Raw genomic sequence first — 18,184 nt, 5'->3', positions numbered from 1 at the left:
CAGCAGTCCGATCGACCCTGCCCAGTCAGCGAACCACGCCGTCCCGGCGCAATGCCGTGATCTGTTCGCCCGTCATCCCCAGGGCGCGCAGCAGGGATTCAGTGTGTTCGCCGAGCGCGGGCACCGCACCCATGTGCGGTGCCGCGCCGCCGGGCAGCCCGATCGGCGGCAGCAGGGCGCGCAGCGGGCCCGCAGGCGAGCCCACCTCCCGCCAGCGGTCCCGGGCCGCCAGCTGGGGGTGCGCGGCCAGCTGCGCCACCGAGTTCAGCCGTGCGCAGGCGATGCCCGCCGCCTCCAGCCGGACGATCGCCTCGTCCGCGCCGAGCCGGGCCAGTGCCTCGGCCACCAGCGCGTCGGTCTTCTCCCGGTTCGCGGTCCGGGCCGCGTTCGTCGCGTATCCCGGATCCTCACCCAACTCGGGCTGCTCCAGCACGTGTTCCGCGAGCCGCCGCCACTCCCGGTCGTTCTGCACCGACAGCAGCACCCGGTCCCCGTCCGCCGTCGGGTAGGCGTCGTAGGGTGCGATCACGGCGTGCGCGAGGCCCGTCCGCACCGGCTGCCGGCCGCCGTGCATCGTGTGGTGCAGCGGATGCCCCATCCACTCGGCGAGCGCGTCCAGCATCGACACCTCCACCCGCCCCCCGCGCCCGGTGGTCCCGCGCCGCAGCAGGGCCGCGAGCACCCCCGAGAAGGCGTACATGGCGGCCGCGATGTCCGCCGCCGGGATGCCGGCCTTGACGGGCCGCTCCGGGGTGCCGGTCACCGAGACCAGCCCCGCCTCGCACTGGACGAGCATGTCGTAGGCGCGCTTGTGGGCGTACGGGCCTTCGGGTCCGTATCCCGAGACGTCCACGGCGACCAGCCGCGGGTAACGCGCGCACAGCGCCGCCGAGTCCAGCCCGAGCCGGGCGGCCGCGCCCTGGGCGAGGTTCTGCACGAACACGTCGGCGCCGTCCAGCAGCCCGTGCAGCACCTCGCGGCCGCGCGGATCCTTCAGGTCGAGCGCGAGCGACTCCTTGCCCCGGTTGGCCCACACGAAGTGCGAGGCGAGGCCGTGTGCGGCGGTGTCGTAGCCGCGCGCGAAATCACCGCCGTCGGGCCGCTCGACCTTGATGACCCGCGCGCCCAGGTCGGCGAGCTGGCGGGTGGCGAAGGGGGCCGAGATCGCCTGCTCGACGGAGACGACGGTGATGCCGTCGAGGGGGAGCGGGTCGGCGGCGCAGGGGTCGGGAGTCATGGACCCCTCCCTACCGGTTCGGACCCGTACCTGTCACCACGCGGTGTGCGGATATCCCGCCCGATGCGGGATTTGTTCGCGTAGGTCCGGTGCCGGTGCCTCCGTGGGTGCCGTGGGGCGGCCCCGGCACCCGCACCGGGCCTTCAGAGCAGCGCGAACTGTCCGCCCGGACCCTCTTCCTGGTGATCAAGAACCGAAGCGGGGCGCCGGGTCCAGTGCGGCGGCGGCAGGATCCCGGCCGCGCGCAGCCCGGCCGCCTCCAGCGCCGGTCCGGTCTCGAACGCGGCCCGCTGCGGAGCCAGATCGGCCAGCAGCGCCAGGGTGGTCACCAGGGCCAGCAGCTCCGAGGTCCAGCCCTGCGGCCACTGCGCCGGGCCCAGCGCGTCCAGGCCGTCGGCCTCCGGATCCCGGTGGGCGAGCCGGGCGGCGAACCAGGACTCCAGGACCCGGACGCCCTGGACCTCGTACTCCCAGGCCCCGGCCGGGACGGGCGAGAGCGTCCCGCCGCCGATGTCCAGGGTCTCGGTCTCCGGGTCGTACGAGAGCTCGCGCGGCCACGCAGGCAGCACGGAGCGGACGTAGGGCCTGCGTCCCCCGGGCAGCCGGGGCGGCTCGCCGCCGCGGGCCCCGCGCAGCTGGACGGAGAGCAGCCGGTGCCCCAGCTCCAGCCCGGCCCGCCAGCACGCGGGATCGGCGGTGAGCGGGACCTCGTACCCCCGGGGCCCCGGACGGCCCGCGGCGAGGATCCAGCAGAGCACGTCCTCGGGGGTGACCCAGGTGCCGTAGCGCTCGCCGAGCAGCGGCAGCAGGCCGGGGGCGAGATTGGGCTCGGCGCCGCCCGGCCGGCGGTGCAGCGGCCGGATCCGGCCGAGCCGCCCGGCCGGGAGGTGCGCGGTGACCAGCGGCGGCCCGGCGGTCCGCGGGGGCTCCATGACGAACAGCTGGTGCTCGTCCAGGACCCGCCACAGCTCCGGGCGGGCCAGGTCGATCAGCCGCTGGTCGGGCAGCAGCCACTGCTCGTCGAAGGGCTCGCGCAGGATCCGTACGGGCTCCGGGCAGGGGCCGGGCGCATCGGTGAAACGGGCGGTCGAGCCCGCGCGCTGGCCCGGCAGCGCGGCGGCCCCGGCGGCCGGGGTCCGGGCCCGGCTCGGGCGGAACAACCGCTCCCGCTCGGGCCCGGCGGCGCCCGCCAGGGCGGCCCAGCGGGCCCGCAGGGTCGCCGGATCGGGGGCCGCGACCCAGGCCCGGCCCAGGCGCAGGGAACCCACGGCCCAGGGCATCAGATCGTCCAGCAGCGGGACCTGTGGAAGTGGTGCGTCAGCGCTCACCCGGCCGATGGTAGCGACGCCGCTCCGCGGCCGGGCCGCGCCCAGGCCGGAGAGTTAGGCTCCTTGTGTAGGGAATCCGAGGCACTCCGGGAGACCCGGGAGGCGGTCATGAGCCAGTACGACGAGTACTCGACCCCGTCGCAGGCGGAGGGGGAGCGGCTCGACGAGGACATGGACGAACAGCAGAAGAAGCAGCGCCACGCCCAGACGATGCGGACCACGCCTTCGCAGGCGGAGGGCGAGCGGGGCACGGAGGGCGAGGAGAAGTAGCCGGGGCGGCTGCCCCGGGGCGGTCGGCGCCGGCCGCGGGTCGGTGGGCGCCGGCCGCCGGTCAGTGGGCGCCGACCGCCGGTCAGTGGGCGTCGACCGTCACGGTGAAGGAGAAGCGGTCGCCGCGGTAGCGGATGCGCGCCACGTCGACCACCCGGCCGCCCTTGTCGTAGGTGACGCCCGTGTAGTGCAGGATCGGGCTCAGCAGGGGAACTTGGAGCAGCTCGGCGGTGACCGGGTCCGCGAGCCGCGCCTCGACGGTGTCGGTGATCCGGCTGATCTCGACCTTGGCGATGTCGCGCAGCACCTTCGTCATCGGCCAACGCTCCAGGTCCGCAAGGTCGATCGCCTCCGCCAGCTCCGGACGGACCGCGTTCTCCGCCCAGTTGGTCGGCTCGCCGCTCTCGCTGTCGTGGCGCAGCCTGCGGTACGTGACGACCTCCGGCGTGTCCGGGAAGTGCTCCAGCAGCTCCCCGGACACCGGAGTCCGGGCATGGCCGAGAATCGTCGTACGGTCGCCCGACTGCTGCGCCACGATCGCGTCCACCGACCCCAGCAGGCGGACCGGGGCGCCCCGCATCGCCCCCGGCTCGATGAAGGTCCCGCGCCGCCGGTGGCGGCTGATGAGCCCCTCGGTCTCCAGCTCCTTGAGCGCCTGCCGCATGGTCAGCACGCTCACCCCGTAGTGCTCGGCGAGCTGCTCCTCGGTGGGCAGGCGCAGCGAGGCGTCCGCGGTGCGCCCGAGTATCGAGGCGCGCAGCGACTGGGAGACCTGGTACCAGAGCGGCAGCTTCCGGTTCAGTACCAGCGAGTCGGGGGCGAAGGCGGTCACGGGTGGTTCTCCGTACGACGGGTGGGGGCGGTGCGGCGTTCTGGTGATGTTAGGGGCGGAAGTGACGCTGGAGACCCTCCCAGACGTCGTCGTATCCGCTCTGGAGGTGGTCCGCTCCGGCGGCCTGGGCGGTGGCGGTGATCGGCCAGCGGGTCTCGAACATGAAGGCCAGGCCGTCGTCGATCTTCTGCGGCTTCAGCTCGGCGGCGCTCGCCCGGTCGAAGGTCTCCCGGTCGGGGCCGTGCGCGGACATCATGTTGTGGAGTGAGCCGCCGCCGGGGACGAAGCCTTCCGCCTTGGCGTCGTAGGCCCCCTCGATCAGGCCCATGTACTCGCTCATCACGTTCCGGTGGAAGTACGGCGGGCGGAAGGTGTCCTCGCCGACCAGCCAGCGCGGGGCGAAGACCACGAAGTCCACGCCCGCCAGCCCCGGGGTGTCGGAGGGAGAGGTCAGCACGGTGAAGATCGACGGGTCGGGGTGGTCGTAGCTGATGGAGCCCAGGACGTTGAAACTGCGCAGGTCGTAGACGTACGGGACGTGCGTGCCGTGCCAGGCGACCACGTCGAGCGGCGAGTGGTCGTAGGTCGCGGTCCAGAGGTTGCCGCAGAACTTGTTGATCACCTCGGTCGGGCGCTCGTGGTCCTCGTACGCCGCCACGGGCGCCCGGAAGTCACGCGCGGCGGCCAGACCGTTGGCGCCGATCGGGCCCAGGTCGGGCAGCTCGAAGGGACGGCCGTAGTTCTCGCAGACGTAGCCGCGGGCGGTCTCGTCCTGGAGCTCCACGCGGAAGCGGACCCCGCGCGGGATCAGGGCCATCTCGCCGGGGCGGGCGCTCAGCAGCCCGAACTCGGTGCGCAGCAGCAGGCCGCCGCGCTCGGGGACGATCAGCAGCTCGCCGTCGGAGTCGCTGAACACCCGGTCGGTCATGGGGGAGTTGGCGGAATAGAGGTGGATGGCCATGCCGGTGCGCTGGGTGGCGTCGCCATTGCCGCCCAGGGTCCAGAGGCCGGCCACGAAGTCCGTGCCGGGGGCCGGGTCGGGCAGGGGGTTCCAGCGGAGCCGGTTGGGGTCCGCCGGGGCCTCGGTGAAGGGCCCGGTGCGCAGGGCGCCGTTGCCGGTCCGGGTGAAGGGCGGATGCGCGGCCGAGGGGCGGATCCGGTAGAGCCAGGAGCGGCGGTTGTGGGACCGGGGCTCGGTGAACGCGCTGCCGCTGAGCTGCTCGGCGTAGAGGCCGAGGGGGGAGCGCTGGGGCGAATTCCGGCCGATCGGAAGCGCCCCGGTCACGGCCTCCGAGCTGTGCTCGTTGCCGAAGCCGGTGAGGTAGCCCAGAGCCTCCGCCGTCTTCTTTGCCTGCTCGCTGCCGCCGCCGCTCATTGCACGCTCCCGATCTACCGAAGGAATCCTATGGCTGACAGTAGGATTCCTTCGGCGGCACGTCAACGGGAAGATCCCGGCCGGTCGGCCGACACGGCCGGATCGCGACGGGCGGACCGGTTCCGCGGTCACCGGGAGTCCGATGGCCAGGGGGGACCCTTCATGGCCTGCCGCCTGCCGCCTGCCGCCTGCCGCCTGCCGCCTGCCGCCTGTCGGTCCGACGGCCCGACGGTGCGGTGGTCGGGGGCGGGAGGGTTGCGAGGGTTGCGAGGGGTGCGGCGTGGGCGGTCGGGGCGGCCCGGCGCGGTACGTCGGGCAGTGCGCGCATTCCCGGCATGCCGTCCATGGTTGCCGTTGCCGTTGCGGTTGCGGTTGCGGTTGCGGTTGCGGTTGTCGTTGCCGCGGCGCCGCCATGGCCGCGTCGGTCCGCGGTCTCTGCCGCTGTCCGGGGCGGGGGCGGGCGTGGGACCCGTCATCCGCGCGCGGCGGGCGCGCCCCTTGGGGCACCGGCCCGGGGGGAGGCGGTTGCCCCCACCGACCCGCAGTTGACGCCCAACCGACTTCAACCGGGCCCAGTCGCCCCCCAACTGCCCCCGTGCGGCCCGTCGGTGCGGCCCAGCGGTGCGGCCCGACTGGGCCGTACGGCCCCCGGTCGACCCCGGTGGAACGCAAGGGCCGGGTTACGACTTGGCCCGTCGGCGGTCGATTCGTGCATGAGGGGATCCAAAAAGATGAACAATCCTCTACTCTCACGCGCATGTCGTGGACCCGCAGGTTTCCTGCCGTGCCGGCGGCTCTCCTCGCCGCCCTCCTGGCCTTCCTCTCCCTCCTCGTCTCCGCGCCCGTCGCCGCCGCGCACGAGGAACGCCCCGTCGAGCTCCCCGACGGGACCGGCTCCGTACCCCAGTACCGGGCCGGCGAGCCCGACCTGATCGTCTGCAAGACGGACCGGCCCGCCTTCGAGCGCCGGATATCCGCGTACCCGGACGATCTCAAGCAGCGCAACCTCGCCCTCTACGAGCGCTGCGAGAAGAACGGCTACCGGGACATCCAGGCCGCCGTCGACGCCGTGGACCGGCCGGGCATGAACATCGCGATCCTTCCCGGCCTCTACGAGGAGGAGCCCTCGCTCCCCAAGCCCACCGGGGAGTGCGCCTCGCTCAAGGCCCCCAACTCCTCGCTCGGCTACCAGATCCTGAGCTACGAACAGCAAGCGGCCTGCCGCCACAACCAGAACCTCGTCGCCATCCTCGGCAAGACCAACCTGCAGATCGAGGGCACCGGAGCCTCCCGGCAGGACGTGGTCATCGACGCCAAGTACCAGAAGCTCAACGCCATCCGCGCCGACAAGTCCAACGGCATCTACTTCCGCAACTTCACCGCGCAGCGCACCACCTTCAACTCGCTGTACGTGCTGGCGGGCGACGGCTTCGTCATCGACGACGTCCTGACCCGCTGGAACGATGAGTACGGCTTCCTGACCTTCGCCAGCGACCACGGGCTGTACAAGAACTGCGAGTCCTACGGGAACGGTGACTCCGGCATCTACCCGGGCAGCGCCTCCAACATCAACGACGGCCGCGGCTACGACGTCCCCCGCTACTCCATCGAGATCACCGGCTGCCGCAGCCACCACAACATGGTCGGCTACTCCGGCACCGCGGGCGACTCGGTGTGGGTGCACGACAACGAGTTCGACCAGAACATGGGCGGCGCCTCGATGGACAGCGCCTTCCCCGGACACCCCGGACTCCCGCAGAACCACGCCCACTTCGAGCGCAACCTGATCCACGACAACAACGCCGACTACTACCACTTCGTCGCCGACGGCACCTGCGCCAAACCGCCGATCGAGCGCGGCTACGAGCAGGGCGTGGTCTGCCCGCAGATCTCGATGCCCCCCGGCACCGGCATCATCACCGCCGGCGGCAACTGGAACCTCTACGAGAACAACTGGGTGTACGGGCACCGGCGCGCGGGCTTCTTCCTCTCGGCCGTGCCCGCCTTCATCCGCGGCGAGGAGTCCTGGGAGAAGCAGGCGGACACCTCCCACCACAACCGCTACGCCGGCAACATCCTCGGCAAGGACAAGTCCGGCGCCTCCCGCCCCAACGGCATGGACGTGTGGTGGGACGGCCAGGGCCGCGGCAACTGCTGGCAGCAGGGCCCGGACGGCTCCACCCCGGGCACGCTCCCGGAGTGCGGCAAGAGCCGGGGCGCGGTCTCCGGGGGCTCGGCCCGGCTGGCCGGCGAGCCGGTGAAGCTGGCCCAGCTCCTCGTCTGCGCCGACTACAACGTGCAGGCGCGCAAACTCCCCGCCGGATGCGACTGGTACGGAGCCCGGGGCCTCCAGCGGGTGGAGACCCAGATCGCCCTGGCCGTCGCGGTGGTCCTGCTCCTGGTCGGCGGCCTCCTGTGGTGGCGCCGTCTGCGCTCCTCCCGTCTGGCCACCACGGCCACCCTGCTCGGTCTCGCCGGCCTGGTCCTGGACGTGGCGGGTTCCACCATGGGGCTGGTCGCCGGCCCGGTACCCGCCCTGGCGCTGCTCTGCCTCGGCCTGTGGTGGACCGGCATCGGTCTCGCCCTGCGCCCCACCCGGCCCTGGCTGGCCCGCCTGACCCTGCTCCTGGGCGCGCTCACCCTCCTCGACGCCTTCGACAAGGCCGTCCTGATGATCCCCTGGATCCCGCTCAGCCCCGCCTGGATACGGGGCCTCGTCGCGGTGGTGTGGATCCTCTGGGCCGTCATCGCCTCCGCCCGGCCGGGCGGTACCCCGGCCCGCCCCGACGGCTCGGGCGGAGACCCGGCGGGAGACCGCGTCCCCGTCCCGGCCGGACCGGCCCCGGCCCGGAGCGCGCAGGCCGAGGCCCAGGCGCCGGCCGATCCGGGGTCCGGCGCGGCCGCGGGGGAGCAGGAGTGAGCGGCGCCCCGGGCGAGAGCCCCGAGATGCGGTTCCGGTGCGACGGCTGCGTCACGCCGCCGCGCCGGAACCGCCGGGCGGGCCGCACCGCCGCACTGCTCGCGCTGGCCGTGCTCCTGGCCGGCGGCGCGGTGGCGGGCTGCGGCGGGCGGGCCACCACCCACCACAAGCCCGGCACCAGCCACGAGCAGGCCTCCGGCAACGTGGGCACCCTGCTCACCGCCGACGACGGCGCGGGCCACCGGCTCCGCGAGGTCCCGGCCGAGGGTGCGCCGGAGGTCCAGCTCACCGCCCGGCCGGACTCCGAGGACGGCTGGAACCTCCAGCTGACGGTGAAGAACTTCCGCTTCACCCCCGACAGCGTCGGCGGCGCCGCCCTCCCGGGTGCCGGGCACGCGCACCTGGAGCTGGACGGCCGCAAACTGGCCCGCCTGTACGGCCCTTGGTTCCACCTGCCGGCGGCACAGGTCCCCGAAGGCACGCACACGCTGACCGTCCGCCTCTACGCGGACGACCACACAGCCTGGGCCGTCGCGGGCAAGCCGGTCGAGGGCACCCTCCAGCTCACCGCGACCCCGGGCCAGGCCGGACACAGCCACCCCCCGGCCTCGCCCCCACCCGCGTCCGCGTCCCCGCAGCCGCAGGCCGACCGTACGGTCACCATCACCGTCCGGGGCGGCAAGGTCACCCCCGCCCCGGGCCGCGTCGAGGTGGCGCGCGGCGAACGCGTTGCCCTGCGCGTCACCAGCGACCGCGCGGACACCCTGCACGTCCACGGCTTCGACAAGGAACTCGCCCTGCCGGCAGGCCAGGAGGCCACCCTGATCCTGACGGCCGACCGCACCGGCCTCTTCGAGGTCGAGACCCACGAGTCCGACCTCGTCCTGACCCAACTCCTCGTCCGATGACCGCAGTCCTGCGTTCAGCCGATCCGCTCACCGTGCTCGCGCACGGCATCGGCTCCCAGCACGATCTGCCCATCTCTCCCTTCTACGCGTTCGCCGGCGCCTTCACCGCGCTCTTCGTCTCCTTCCTCGCACTCGGTCTCCTCTGGTCGGCCTCCCGCTTCCGCGGCGACCGCTCCGGCATCGCCCTGCCCGCCCGGATCCAGCGGGTGGCCGACGCGCCGGCCACCCGCACCGTCCTGCGCGGCCTCGGCCTCGCCGGCGCGCTCGCCGTCCTCCTGTACCTCCTCCTCGGTCCCGACGACCCCGCCCGCAACCCCGCTCCCGGCGCCGTCTACGTCCTCCTCTGGGTCGGTCTCGTCCCCGCCTCCCTCCTCTTCGGCCCCGCCTGGCGCCTCCTCAGCCCGCTCCGATCCCTGCACCGGCTGCTCTCCCGCCTGTGGCACCCGGCGCCCCGCCCGCTTCCCGCCCGGCTCGGGCAGTGGCCCGCCGCTGCCGGGCTGTTCGCCTTCACCTGGCTCGAACTGGTCTCTCCCGATCCCGCCTCCACCACCACCCTCCTGATCGCCCTGACCGGCTACGCCACCCTCCAGCTCCTCTTCGCCGCCCGCTTCGGCGAGCGCTGGTTCGCCGACGCGGACGCCTTCGAGGCGTACTCGGCCCTCCTGGCCGGGCTCTCCCCCCTCGGCCGCCGCAGCGACGGCCGCCTGGTTCTGCGTAACCCCTTCCACGGACTCGACGCGACGCCCGAGCGGCCCGGCCTCGTCGCCACTGTCTGCGTCCTGCTCGGATCCACCGCCTACGACGGCTTCTCCGACAGCCCCTCCTGGATCAACGCGATCCAGACCTCCCCCCTCGGCCGCACCCCCGCGGCCACTCTCGGACTCCTCGGGTCCATCGCCCTCGTCGCCGCCCTCTACTGCCTCTGCGCGGCGGTCACCCGCCTCGTCTGCGGCCCGCACCCCGGCCCGCTGACCGCCTACGCGCACTCACTCGTACCGATCGCGCTCGGCTATCTCGTCGCCCACTACTTCTCCCTCCTGGTAACCGAAGGGCCACGTACGGTAATCGTGGCACTCGGCACTGACAACGCTCCGGAACCCTTGCCACCACTGGGTCCGGGCGGCCTCGCCGCCCTTCAGGTCATCGCCGTGGTCACCGGCCACGTGCTCGGTGTGATCGCCGCGCACGACCGTTCCGTACGCCTCTTCCCACCCGCGAAAGCCGTGGCAGGGCAGCTGCCGATGCTTGCGCTGATGATCACGTACACGGTCGGCGGCCTCAGCCTGCTCCTGAACTGAAGGCCCCTACCGACACCGCCGCCGAGCCGGACGACCAGGAGCGGCATGATGGACCCCGTGCCCCCAGCCCACTCCTTGCGCCGTACGCCGATCCAGCAGCGCAGCGCCGACCGGCTCGCCCGGATCCTCGACGCCTGCGCCGAACTCCTCGACGAGACCGGGTACGAGAACCTCAGCACCCGGGCCGTCGCCCTGCGTGCCGGCGTGCCCATCGGCTCGGTCTACCGGTTCTTCGGCAACAAGCGGGCCATGGCCATCGCCCTCGCCCACCGCAACCTCGACCGCTACGCCGACGGCATCGAGGAGCGGCTCGCACAGCTCCCCGCCACCGCCTGGCGGCCGGTCGTGGACGCGGTGCTGGACGAGTACCTCGTGATGAAGCGCAGCGTTCCCGGCTTCGCCCTCGTCGACTTCGGGATTCCGGCGCCACCGTCCGAGGGTCCGGCCTCCGACCCCAACCACCAGGTCGCCGTGCGCCTCACCGAACTCCTCGGCGCCCACCTGGACCTCACCCCGGACCCCGTCCTGCAACGGGCCGTCCTGGTCGCGGTCGAAGCCACCGACGCCCTGATCCAGCTGGCCTTCCGCAACAACCCCGACGGTGACCCCGACATCGTCGCCGAGACCCGCGCGATGATGCATGCCTACCTGGCCCGCGTCCTGGACTGACGGCCCCGCTCGCCGACGCTTTCCCCGGGCCATCCGGCCATCCGGCCACCCGGCCGCCCGACATCCCGGCGGCCCCCGCTCTCCCGCGTCGTTCCGATGCCGGGGACCCCTCCCCACCGTCCCTACCGGTCGGTATGCTCGGTGCCCGCCCGCGTGCCGAACGGCCCGCGCACCCGTGCCGCAGCCTGCAGCCCCTGGGAGGGCCCATGCCCCGCACCGCCCTGCGCATCTGCCCCCTCTGTGAAGCCACTTGCGGCCTCACCCTCACCATCGAGGGCACCACCGTCACCGGCGCCCGCGGTGACCGCGACGACGTGTTCAGCCGCGGTTTCATCTGCCCCAAGGGAGCCGCCTTCGGAGCCCTCGACGCCGACCCCGACCGGCTGAGAAGCCCCCTGGTCCGGCGCGACGGCCGACTCGTGGAGGCCACCTGGGAGGAGGCCTACGAGGCGATCGCCGCGGCCGTTCCCGCGCTCGTGCGGGAGTACGGGGCCCAGTCCGTCGGAGTCGTCCTCGGCAACCCGAACACCCACACCATGGCGGGCCACCTCTACCCGCCGCTGCTCCTCAAAGCCCTCGGCACCCGCAACCTCTTCACCGCCAGCACCCTCGACCAGATGCCCAAGCACGTCTCCAGCGGGCTGCTCTTCGGCGACCCCTTCGCCATCCCGGTCCCCGACCTCGACCGCACCGACTTCCTGCTGCTCGTCGGGGCCAACCCGGTCGAGTCGAACGGCTCCCTGTGCACCGCCCCCGACTTCCCAGGCCGGCTCAAGGCGCTGCGCGCCCGCGGCGGGACCCTGGTCGTCGTCGACCCGCGCCGCACCCGCACCGCCAAGCTCGCCGACCGCCACCTCGCGCCCCGGCCCGGCAGCGACGCGCTGCTCCTCGCCGCCCTCGCCCACACCCTGCTCGCCGAGAAGTCGGCCGAGCCCGGCGCGCTCGCGGAACACGTCCTGGGACTCGGGGAACTCGCCGAGGCCCTCGGTAGTTTCACTCCTGAGGCCGTTGCCCCCGCCTGCGACCTCCCGGCCGACGAGATCCGCGACCTCGCCCGCGCCCTCGCGGCCGCGCCGACCGCCGCCGTCTACGGGCGGATCGGCAGCAGTACCGTGGAGTACGGCACGCCGGCCAGCTGGCTGGTCGACGTGCTGAACATCCTGACCGGCAACCTCGACCGGCCGGGCGGCGCCCTGTTCCCGCTTTCCGCGACCGACCGCGCACCCCGGCCGGCCGGACCCGGCAAGGGCTTCGGCCTCGGCCGCTGGCACAGCCGGGTCAGCGGCCACCCCGAGGCCAAGGCCGAATTCCCCATGGCCGCGCTGGCGGAGGAGATCGACACCCCGGGGGAGGGGCGCATCCGCGCCCTTGTCTCGATTGCGGCGAACCCCGTGCTGTCCGCCCCCGACGGCCGGCGCCTCGACGCGGCCCTGGCCGGGCTCGACTTCATGGTCAGCGTCGACCCGTACCTGAACGAGACCTCACGCCACGCGCACGTGGTCCTGCCCCCGCCGCCGCCCGCGCAGAGCGCCCACTTCGACTTCGCCTTCAACGCCTTCGCCATCCGCAACCAGGTCCGCTACTCGCCGCCCGCCGTCCCGCTGGAGGACGGGCGGATGGGCGAGTGCGAGATCCACGCGCGCCTGGTCCTGGCCGTCTCCGGCATGCACGGGGCCGCCCCGGCGGCCGTGGACGACCTGGCGATCCAGAGCACCCTCGCCCGGGAGGTCGCCGACCCGCACTCCCCGCTGCACGGTCAGGACCCCGCGCGCCTCGCTGGGCTCCTGGCCGGCGACAGTGGACCCGAGCGCCGCCTCGACCTGATGCTCCGACTCGGCCCGTACGGTGACCGCTTCGGAGCAGAACCCGGCCTGGGACTGGAGCGGCTGCGGGCGCAGCCGCACGGGATCGATCTCGGGCCGCTGCGGCCCCGGCTCCCGGGGCTGCTCAAGACGCGCAGCGGCAGGATCGAGCTGCTGCCGGAGCCGATCGCGGCCGAGCTCCCCAGGCTGCGCGCGGCGCTCGCCGACCGCCCCGCCACCCTGGTGCTCGTGGGCCGCCGCCACCTGCGGTCCAACAACAGCTGGTTGCACAACGTCCCGGCCCTCACCGGAGGTTCCAACCGCTGCACCCTCCAGGTCCACCCGGACGACGCGGCCCGCCTCGGCCTCGCCGACGGCGGCCTGGCCCGGATCACCGCGGACGGCGGCAGCCTGGAGGTCCCCGTAGAGGTCACCGACTCGGTCCGCGCCGGGGTCGTCAGCCTCCCGCACGGCTGGGGCCACGACCGCTCCGGAACCCGCCTCTCGGTGGCCTCGGCGACCCCCGGCGCCAACGTCAACCAGCTCCTCGACGGCACCCGGCTCGACCCGCTCTCCGGCACGGCCGTGCTCAACGGTTTCCCCGTCGAACTGACACCCATCCCCTGAGCTGGGGTTTTGCTCGTATTGCTCACGCGTGGACGTCTTGTTGGGCCCCGGAGGAGGCACCTAGGTTCCCCCCATGCTGACCTTCCTCGGCTTCGCCATGATCGCGACTTTCCTCGTCCTGATCATGCTGAAGAAAATGTCGCCCATCGCGGCGCTCGTCCTCATCCCCGCGCTCTTCTGCGTGTTCGCCGGACAGGGCGCGCAGCTCGGCGGCTACGTCATCGACGGGGTCGGCAAGCTCGCGCCGACCGCCGCCATGCTGATGTTCGCCATCGTCTACTTCGGCGTCATGATCGACGTCGGCCTCTTCGATCCGATCGTGCGCGGCATCCTGCGCTTCTGCAAGGCCGACCCGATGCGCGTCGTGGTCGGCACGGCGGTCCTCGCCGCGATCGTCTCGCTCGACGGGGACGGGTCGACCACCTTCATGATCACCGTCTCCGCGATGTACCCGCTCTACAAGCGGCTCGGCATGAGCCTGGTGGTGATGACCGGGGTCGCGGCCACCGCCAACGGGGTCATGAACACCCTGCCCTGGGGCGGCCCCACCGCCCGCGCCGCCACCGCACTCAAGCTCGACGCCGCCGACATCTTCGTCCCGATGATCCCCGCACTCGCGACGGGCCTGGTCTTCGTCTTCGCCCTCTCCTACGTCCTCGGCCTCAAGGAGCGCCGCCGGCTCGGCACGCTGTCGCTCCCCGGCGACGCGCGGCAGACGGAGGAAGCGGCCGAGGAGCTCGCCGTGGTCGCGGTCGCCGCCGCCGGAGGTACCCGTACGCCGGTCGACCCGTCTGCCCCCTCGGGCCCCTCCACCCCCGCCGCCACCGGATCCGTTCCCGCCCCCGACGAAGACGGTTTCCAGGGCCTCGACCCGCACCGCGCGACCCTGCGCCCCCGTCTCTACTGGTTCAACGCGGGCCTCACCGTCGCCCTGCTCGCCGCCATGATCATGGAACTGCTCCCCATCCCGGTGCTCTTCCTCCTCGGCGCCGCCCTCGCCCTCACCGTGAACTACCCGCACATGCCGGACCAGAAGGCCCGGATCGCCGCCCACGCCGACAACGTCCTGAACGTCGCGGGCATGGTCTTCGCCGCCGCCGTCTTCACCGGTGTCCTCTCCGGCACGGGCATGGTCAAGCACATGGCCGACTGGCTGGTCGGCGCCATCCCCGAGGGCATGGGCCCGCACATGGCCCTGGTCACCGGCCTGCTCAGCCTCCCGCTCACCTACTTCATGTCCAACGACGGCTTCTACTTCGGCGTCCTGCCCGTCCTCGCCGAGGCCGGCGCCGCGCACGGGGTGTCCCCGCTCGAGATCGCCCGGGCCTCCCTGGTCGGCCAGGCCCTGCACATGTCGAGCCCGCTGGTTCCGGCCGTCTACGTCCTCGTCGGCATGGCCAAGGTGGAGTTCGGCGACCACACCCGTTTCACCGTGAAATGGGCGGCTCTGACCTCACTGGTGGTCCTCGGGGCAGGGATGCTTTTCGGCATCATCTGACCCCGTCCGCCCCTGGCGCCCGCAAAACTACCGGCGCTAGTTTGTAGGGTGTTGGCGACGTCTACAGGTCCATGCACTCGCGCGTGCTCGGGAGGAATGTCATGAAGGCCCACGACGGGATGTACATAGGCGGCGAGTGGCGCGACGCCGTAGGGCGCGACCGCATCGAGGTCCTCAACCCGGCGGACGAGCAGGTCATCGCCTCGGTCCCGGCCGGTACGGCCGAGGACGTGGACGCGGCCGTACGTGCGGCACGTGCGGCCTTCCCGTCCTGGGCGGCCACGGCTCCGGCCGAGCGGGCGGCCCTGATCGGAGCCCTGCGCGACGTGCTGGTCTCCCGCAAGGGCGAGTTCGCCGAGACCATCACCGCCGAGCTCGGCTCCCCGCTGGGCTTCTCGGAGATGGTCCACGTCGGGGCGCCGGTCGCGGTGGCCTCCTCGTTCGCCGAGCTCGGGGCCACGTACGCCTTCGAGGAGCGGCTCGGGAACTCGACCGTGCTGCTGGAGCCGGTCGGTGTGGTCGGCGCGATCACGCCCTGGAACTACCCGCTGCACCAGATCGTTGCCAAGGTGGCACCCGCTCTCGCCGCCGGCTGCACCCTCGTCCTCAAGCCGGCCGAGGACACCCCGCTGACCGCACAGCTCTTCGCCGAAGCCGTGCACGAGGCGGGGATCCCGGCCGGGGTCTTCAACCTGGTGACCGGCACCGGCCCGGTCGCCGGCCAGGCCCTGGCCGCGCACGAGGGAGTCGACCTCGTCTCCTTCACCGGATCCACCGCCGTCGGCAGGCAGATCGGTGCCACGGCCGGCGCCGCCGTCAAGCGGGTCGCCCTCGAGCTGGGCGGCAAATCGGCCAACGTCATCCTGCCCGGAGCCGACCTGGCCAAGGCCGTCGCGACGGGCGTGGGCCACGTCATGAACAACTCCGGCCAGAGCTGCAACGCGCTCACCCGCATGCTCGTCCACCGGGACCAGTACGAGGAGGCCGTCTCCCTCGCGGCCGCCGCCGTCGCCAAGTACCCCTCCGGCGACCCCCGCGACCCGGGCACCCGCCTGGGCCCGGTGATCAACGCCAAGCAGCGCGACCGGGTGCGCGGGTTCATCGCCAAGGGCGTGGAGGAAGGCGCTCGCCTCGTCGCGGGCGGGCCCGAGGCGCCGCACGGACAGGGGTACTTCATCGCCCCGACCGTGTTCGCCGACGTCACGCCCCGGATGACCATCGCGCAGGAGGAGATCTTCGGCCCGGTGCTGTCGATCCTCTCCTACGAGGACCAGGACGAGGCCCTGGCCATCGCGAACGGCACCGTGTACGGGCTGGGCGGAGCCGTCTGGGCCGCGGACGAGGAGACGGCGGTGGCCTTCGCCCGCCGGATGGACACCGGCCAGGTGGACATCAACGGCGGCCGCTTCAACCCGCTCGCGCCCTTCGGCGGGTACAAGCAGTCGGGCGTGGGCCGCGAGCTGGGCCCGCACGGCCTCGCCGAGTACCTCCAGACCAAGTCCCTGCAGTTCTAGCCGGCCCAGCCCAGCCGCAGTCCAGCCCAGCCCCAGTCCCAGCCCCCGCGATCACGGAGACATCGATCATGGTCCGCGCCGCCGTCCTGCCCGCCGTCGGAGCACCGCTGGAGATCCGGGACATCGTGCTGCCCGATCCCGGCCCCGGGCAGGTCCGGGTGCGGCTCGCCGCAGCCGGGGTCTGCCACTCCGACCTCTCCCTCACCAACGGCACCATGCGGGTACCCGTACCCGCCGTCCTCGGCCACGAGGGCGCGGGCACGGTGCTCGCCGTCGGCGAAGGGGTCACCCATGTCGCCCCGGGCGACGGGGTCGTGCTCAACTGGGCCCCGTCCTGCGGGGAGTGCCACCACTGCTCGATCGGTGAGGTCTGGCTCTGCGCCAAGGCCCTCGCCGGGGTCGGCAACGTCCACGCCCACGACGCCCAGGGCACCGAGCTGCACCCCGGGCTGAACGTGGCCGCCTTCGCCGAGGAGACGGTCGTCGCGGCCAACTGCGTACTGCCCGCCCCCGAAGGGATCCCGCTCACCGAGGCGGCCCTGCTCGGGTGTGCCGTCCTCACCGGCTACGGAGCCGTCCACCACAGTGCCCAGGTCCGCCCCGGCGAATCGGTGGCCGTCTTCGGAGTCGGCGGGGTGGGACTCGCCGCGCTCCAGGCGGCCCGGATCGCCACGACGGGTCCGATCGTGGCCGTGGACGTCTCCCCGGCCAAGGAGGAACTGGCGCGGGCAGCCGGCGCCACGGAGTTCGTGCTCGCCTCCGACACCACCGCCAAGCAGATCCGCGCGCTGACCGGCGGGCACGGCGCGGACGTCGCCATCGAGTGCGTGGGCCGCGCCGAGACCATCCGCGGCGCCTGGGAGTCCACCCGCCGTGGCGGCCGTACGACGGTCGTGGGCATCGGCGGCAAGGAGCAGCAGGTCTCCTTCCACGCGCTGGAGATCTTCCACTTCGCCCGCACCCTCACCGGCTGCGTCTACGGCAACAGCGACCCCGCCCGCGACCTGCCGGTGATCGCCGCCCACGTCCGGGCCGGCCGGCTCGACCTCGGAGCCATGGTCACCGACCGCATCACCCTCGACGGCATCCCGGCCGCCTTCGACGCGATGCTGGAGGGCAAGGGCGGCCGGTCGCTGGTCGTCTTCTGACCCCGGCGCCCGCCCGGAGTGGCTACGGGGTCTGCGCCAGGGCCGCGTACTGGAGGGCCAGGCCGTCCAGCAGGGCGGCCAGGCCCGTTTCGAAGGCGCCCTCGTCCACTTCCTGCTGCCGTTTCGCCAGGAGGTGGGCCTGGCCCAGGTGCGGGTAGTCCGAGGGGTCGTACGCCGTGCGGTCGTCCACGAAACCCCGGGCGAACGAGGCCACCGCCGAGCCCAGGATGAAGTACCGCATCAGCGCGCCGATCCGGGTCGCCTGCGCCGGGGGCCAGCCCGCGGCGGTCATCGAGCCGAAGACGGCGTCCGCCACCCGCAGCCCGGCCGGCCGGCGTCCCGGGCCGCGCGCCAGCACCGGGACGATGTTCGGATGGTCGGACAGGGCGGCCCGGTACGAGTGCGCCCAGTCGTGCAGCGCGACCCGCCACTCCCGTCCGTCCCCGGGCTCGAACATCGACAGGTCGACCCGCGCGCTCACCGCGTCCGCGACCGCGTCCAGGATCTCGTCCTTGGTGCGGAAATGGTTGTAGAGGGAGGGTCCGCTGACTCCCAGAGCCGCCGCCAGCCGCCGCGTCGAGACGGCCTCCAGGCCCTCCGCGTCCACCAGCGCACCCGCCGCCTCGACGATGCGGTCTCTGCTGAGGAGGGGCTTGCGCGGTCTGGCCATGCGCCACATAGTAGGGCCTGCCCGCCATAAACTACCGGTGCTAGTTAACCTCCGGGTTGACCCCGCGCCGAAGCTGCGACCTCGCAGT

Annotated in this window: 14 protein-coding genes; 9 read left to right on the top strand and 5 right to left on the bottom strand. The window is 73.1% G+C overall.

Translation table 11 applies throughout. The annotated features are described in order from the left end of the window. Positions 1-25: 25 nt before the first annotated feature. Together AC3IYJ_RS08960 and AC3IYJ_RS08955 are read right to left on the bottom strand one after the other, a co-directional pair. The gene (locus AC3IYJ_RS08960; RefSeq protein ID WP_489400786.1) at positions 26-1,237 is read right to left on the bottom strand and encodes a CaiB/BaiF CoA transferase family protein; all 1,212 of its coding nucleotides are present in this window, start codon (positions 1,235-1,237) and stop codon (positions 26-28) included. Positions 1,238-1,380: 143 nt separating this feature from the next. Beyond that, positions 1,381-2,517 carry a type ISP restriction/modification enzyme gene (locus AC3IYJ_RS08955; protein ID WP_489402747.1) on the bottom strand — a complete coding sequence of 379 codons (1,137 nt, stop codon included), beginning with the start codon at positions 2,515-2,517 and terminating at the stop codon, positions 1,381-1,383. A 156-nt stretch (positions 2,518-2,673) separates the two neighbouring features. Between AC3IYJ_RS08955 and AC3IYJ_RS08950 the strand changes: the two genes are divergently transcribed. Then, positions 2,674-2,835 carry a hypothetical protein gene (locus AC3IYJ_RS08950; RefSeq protein ID WP_330295618.1) on the top strand — a complete coding sequence of 54 codons (162 nt, stop codon included), beginning with the start codon at positions 2,674-2,676 and terminating at the stop codon, positions 2,833-2,835. An 82-nt stretch (positions 2,836-2,917) separates the two neighbouring features. Here the strand turns inward: AC3IYJ_RS08950 and AC3IYJ_RS08945 are convergent, their stop codons facing one another. Both AC3IYJ_RS08945 and hmgA read right to left on the bottom strand, forming a co-directional pair. After that, entirely contained in the window at positions 2,918-3,667 is a 750-nt protein-coding gene (locus AC3IYJ_RS08945) for a GntR family transcriptional regulator (protein ID WP_489400785.1), read from the bottom strand. 49 nt (positions 3,668-3,716) lie between these two features. Then, positions 3,717-5,042, bottom strand: a complete 1,326-nt coding sequence (hmgA, locus tag AC3IYJ_RS08940) for a homogentisate 1,2-dioxygenase (protein ID WP_489400784.1) — start codon at positions 5,040-5,042, stop codon at positions 3,717-3,719. Positions 5,043-5,799: 757 nt separating this feature from the next. On the opposite strand from hmgA, the gene AC3IYJ_RS08935 reads away from it, so the two are divergent. The 8 genes from AC3IYJ_RS08935 to AC3IYJ_RS08900 all read left to right on the top strand — a co-directional run bounded on the left by AC3IYJ_RS08935 (position 5,800) and on the right by AC3IYJ_RS08900 (position 17,426). Beyond that, positions 5,800-7,962, top strand: coding sequence for a right-handed parallel beta-helix repeat-containing protein (locus AC3IYJ_RS08935; RefSeq protein WP_489400783.1), 2,163 nt, complete (start codon positions 5,800-5,802; stop codon positions 7,960-7,962). Between the two features lie 26 nt (positions 7,963-7,988). Continuing rightward, complete coding sequence (locus AC3IYJ_RS08930) at positions 7,989-8,870, top strand: cupredoxin domain-containing protein (RefSeq protein WP_489402746.1); 882 nt, start codon at positions 7,989-7,991, stop codon at positions 8,868-8,870. After that, the gene (locus AC3IYJ_RS08925) at positions 8,867-10,168 is read left to right on the top strand and encodes a hypothetical protein (RefSeq protein WP_489400782.1); all 1,302 of its coding nucleotides are present in this window, start codon (positions 8,867-8,869) and stop codon (positions 10,166-10,168) included. The genes AC3IYJ_RS08930 and AC3IYJ_RS08925 overlap by 4 nt, the downstream gene beginning before the upstream one ends. Before the next feature lie 48 nt (positions 10,169-10,216). Next, positions 10,217-10,837 carry a TetR/AcrR family transcriptional regulator gene (locus AC3IYJ_RS08920; protein ID WP_489402745.1) on the top strand — a complete coding sequence of 207 codons (621 nt, stop codon included), beginning with the start codon at positions 10,217-10,219 and terminating at the stop codon, positions 10,835-10,837. A 206-nt stretch (positions 10,838-11,043) separates the two neighbouring features. Further along, positions 11,044-13,266, top strand: a complete 2,223-nt coding sequence (locus tag AC3IYJ_RS08915) for a molybdopterin oxidoreductase family protein (RefSeq protein WP_489400781.1) — start codon at positions 11,044-11,046, stop codon at positions 13,264-13,266. 73 nt (positions 13,267-13,339) lie between these two features. After that, a complete protein-coding gene (locus AC3IYJ_RS08910; RefSeq protein WP_489400780.1) occupies positions 13,340-14,764 on the top strand; it encodes a CitMHS family transporter in 1,425 nt (474 codons plus the stop codon). Positions 14,765-14,865: 101 nt separating this feature from the next. Next, positions 14,866-16,278, top strand: a complete 1,413-nt coding sequence (locus AC3IYJ_RS08905; protein ID WP_489400779.1) for an aldehyde dehydrogenase family protein — start codon at positions 14,866-14,868, stop codon at positions 16,276-16,278. A gap of 68 nt (positions 16,279-16,346) precedes the next feature. Next, positions 16,347-17,426, top strand: a complete 1,080-nt coding sequence (locus AC3IYJ_RS08900) for a Zn-dependent alcohol dehydrogenase (RefSeq protein WP_489400778.1) — start codon at positions 16,347-16,349, stop codon at positions 17,424-17,426. A 22-nt stretch (positions 17,427-17,448) separates the two neighbouring features. Here the strand turns inward: AC3IYJ_RS08900 and AC3IYJ_RS08895 are convergent, their stop codons facing one another. Continuing rightward, the gene (locus AC3IYJ_RS08895) at positions 17,449-18,096 is read right to left on the bottom strand and encodes a TetR/AcrR family transcriptional regulator (protein ID WP_371615141.1); all 648 of its coding nucleotides are present in this window, start codon (positions 18,094-18,096) and stop codon (positions 17,449-17,451) included. Positions 18,097-18,184 lie beyond the last annotated feature (88 nt).

The organism is Streptomyces sp. GL_140 (genome assembly GCF_057834465.1).
Note: the sequence above shows the minus strand (reverse complement) of the source record. Positions and strands in the feature narration are given on the sequence as shown.

Coding starts and splice junctions, on each gene's coding strand:
- AC3IYJ_RS08910 (WP_489400780.1), top strand. CDS start 13,340: ATGCTGACCTTCCTCGGCTTCGCCATGATCGCGACTTTCCTCGTCCTG.
- AC3IYJ_RS08895 (WP_371615141.1), bottom strand. CDS start 18,096: ATGGCCAGACCGCGCAAGCCCCTCCTCAGCAGAGACCGCATCGTCGAG.
- AC3IYJ_RS08915 (WP_489400781.1), top strand. CDS start 11,044: ATGCCCCGCACCGCCCTGCGCATCTGCCCCCTCTGTGAAGCCACTTGC.
- AC3IYJ_RS08960 (WP_489400786.1), bottom strand. CDS start 1,237: ATGACTCCCGACCCCTGCGCCGCCGACCCGCTCCCCCTCGACGGCATC.
- AC3IYJ_RS08905 (WP_489400779.1), top strand. CDS start 14,866: ATGAAGGCCCACGACGGGATGTACATAGGCGGCGAGTGGCGCGACGCC.
- AC3IYJ_RS08930 (WP_489402746.1), top strand. CDS start 7,989: ATGCGGTTCCGGTGCGACGGCTGCGTCACGCCGCCGCGCCGGAACCGC.
- AC3IYJ_RS08955 (WP_489402747.1), bottom strand. CDS start 2,517: ATGCCCTGGGCCGTGGGTTCCCTGCGCCTGGGCCGGGCCTGGGTCGCG.
- AC3IYJ_RS08950 (WP_330295618.1), top strand. CDS start 2,674: ATGAGCCAGTACGACGAGTACTCGACCCCGTCGCAGGCGGAGGGGGAG.
- AC3IYJ_RS08900 (WP_489400778.1), top strand. CDS start 16,347: ATGGTCCGCGCCGCCGTCCTGCCCGCCGTCGGAGCACCGCTGGAGATC.
- hmgA (WP_489400784.1), bottom strand. CDS start 5,042: ATGAGCGGCGGCGGCAGCGAGCAGGCAAAGAAGACGGCGGAGGCTCTG.
- AC3IYJ_RS08935 (WP_489400783.1), top strand. CDS start 5,800: ATGTCGTGGACCCGCAGGTTTCCTGCCGTGCCGGCGGCTCTCCTCGCC.
- AC3IYJ_RS08920 (WP_489402745.1), top strand. CDS start 10,217: ATGGACCCCGTGCCCCCAGCCCACTCCTTGCGCCGTACGCCGATCCAG.
- AC3IYJ_RS08925 (WP_489400782.1), top strand. CDS start 8,867: ATGACCGCAGTCCTGCGTTCAGCCGATCCGCTCACCGTGCTCGCGCAC.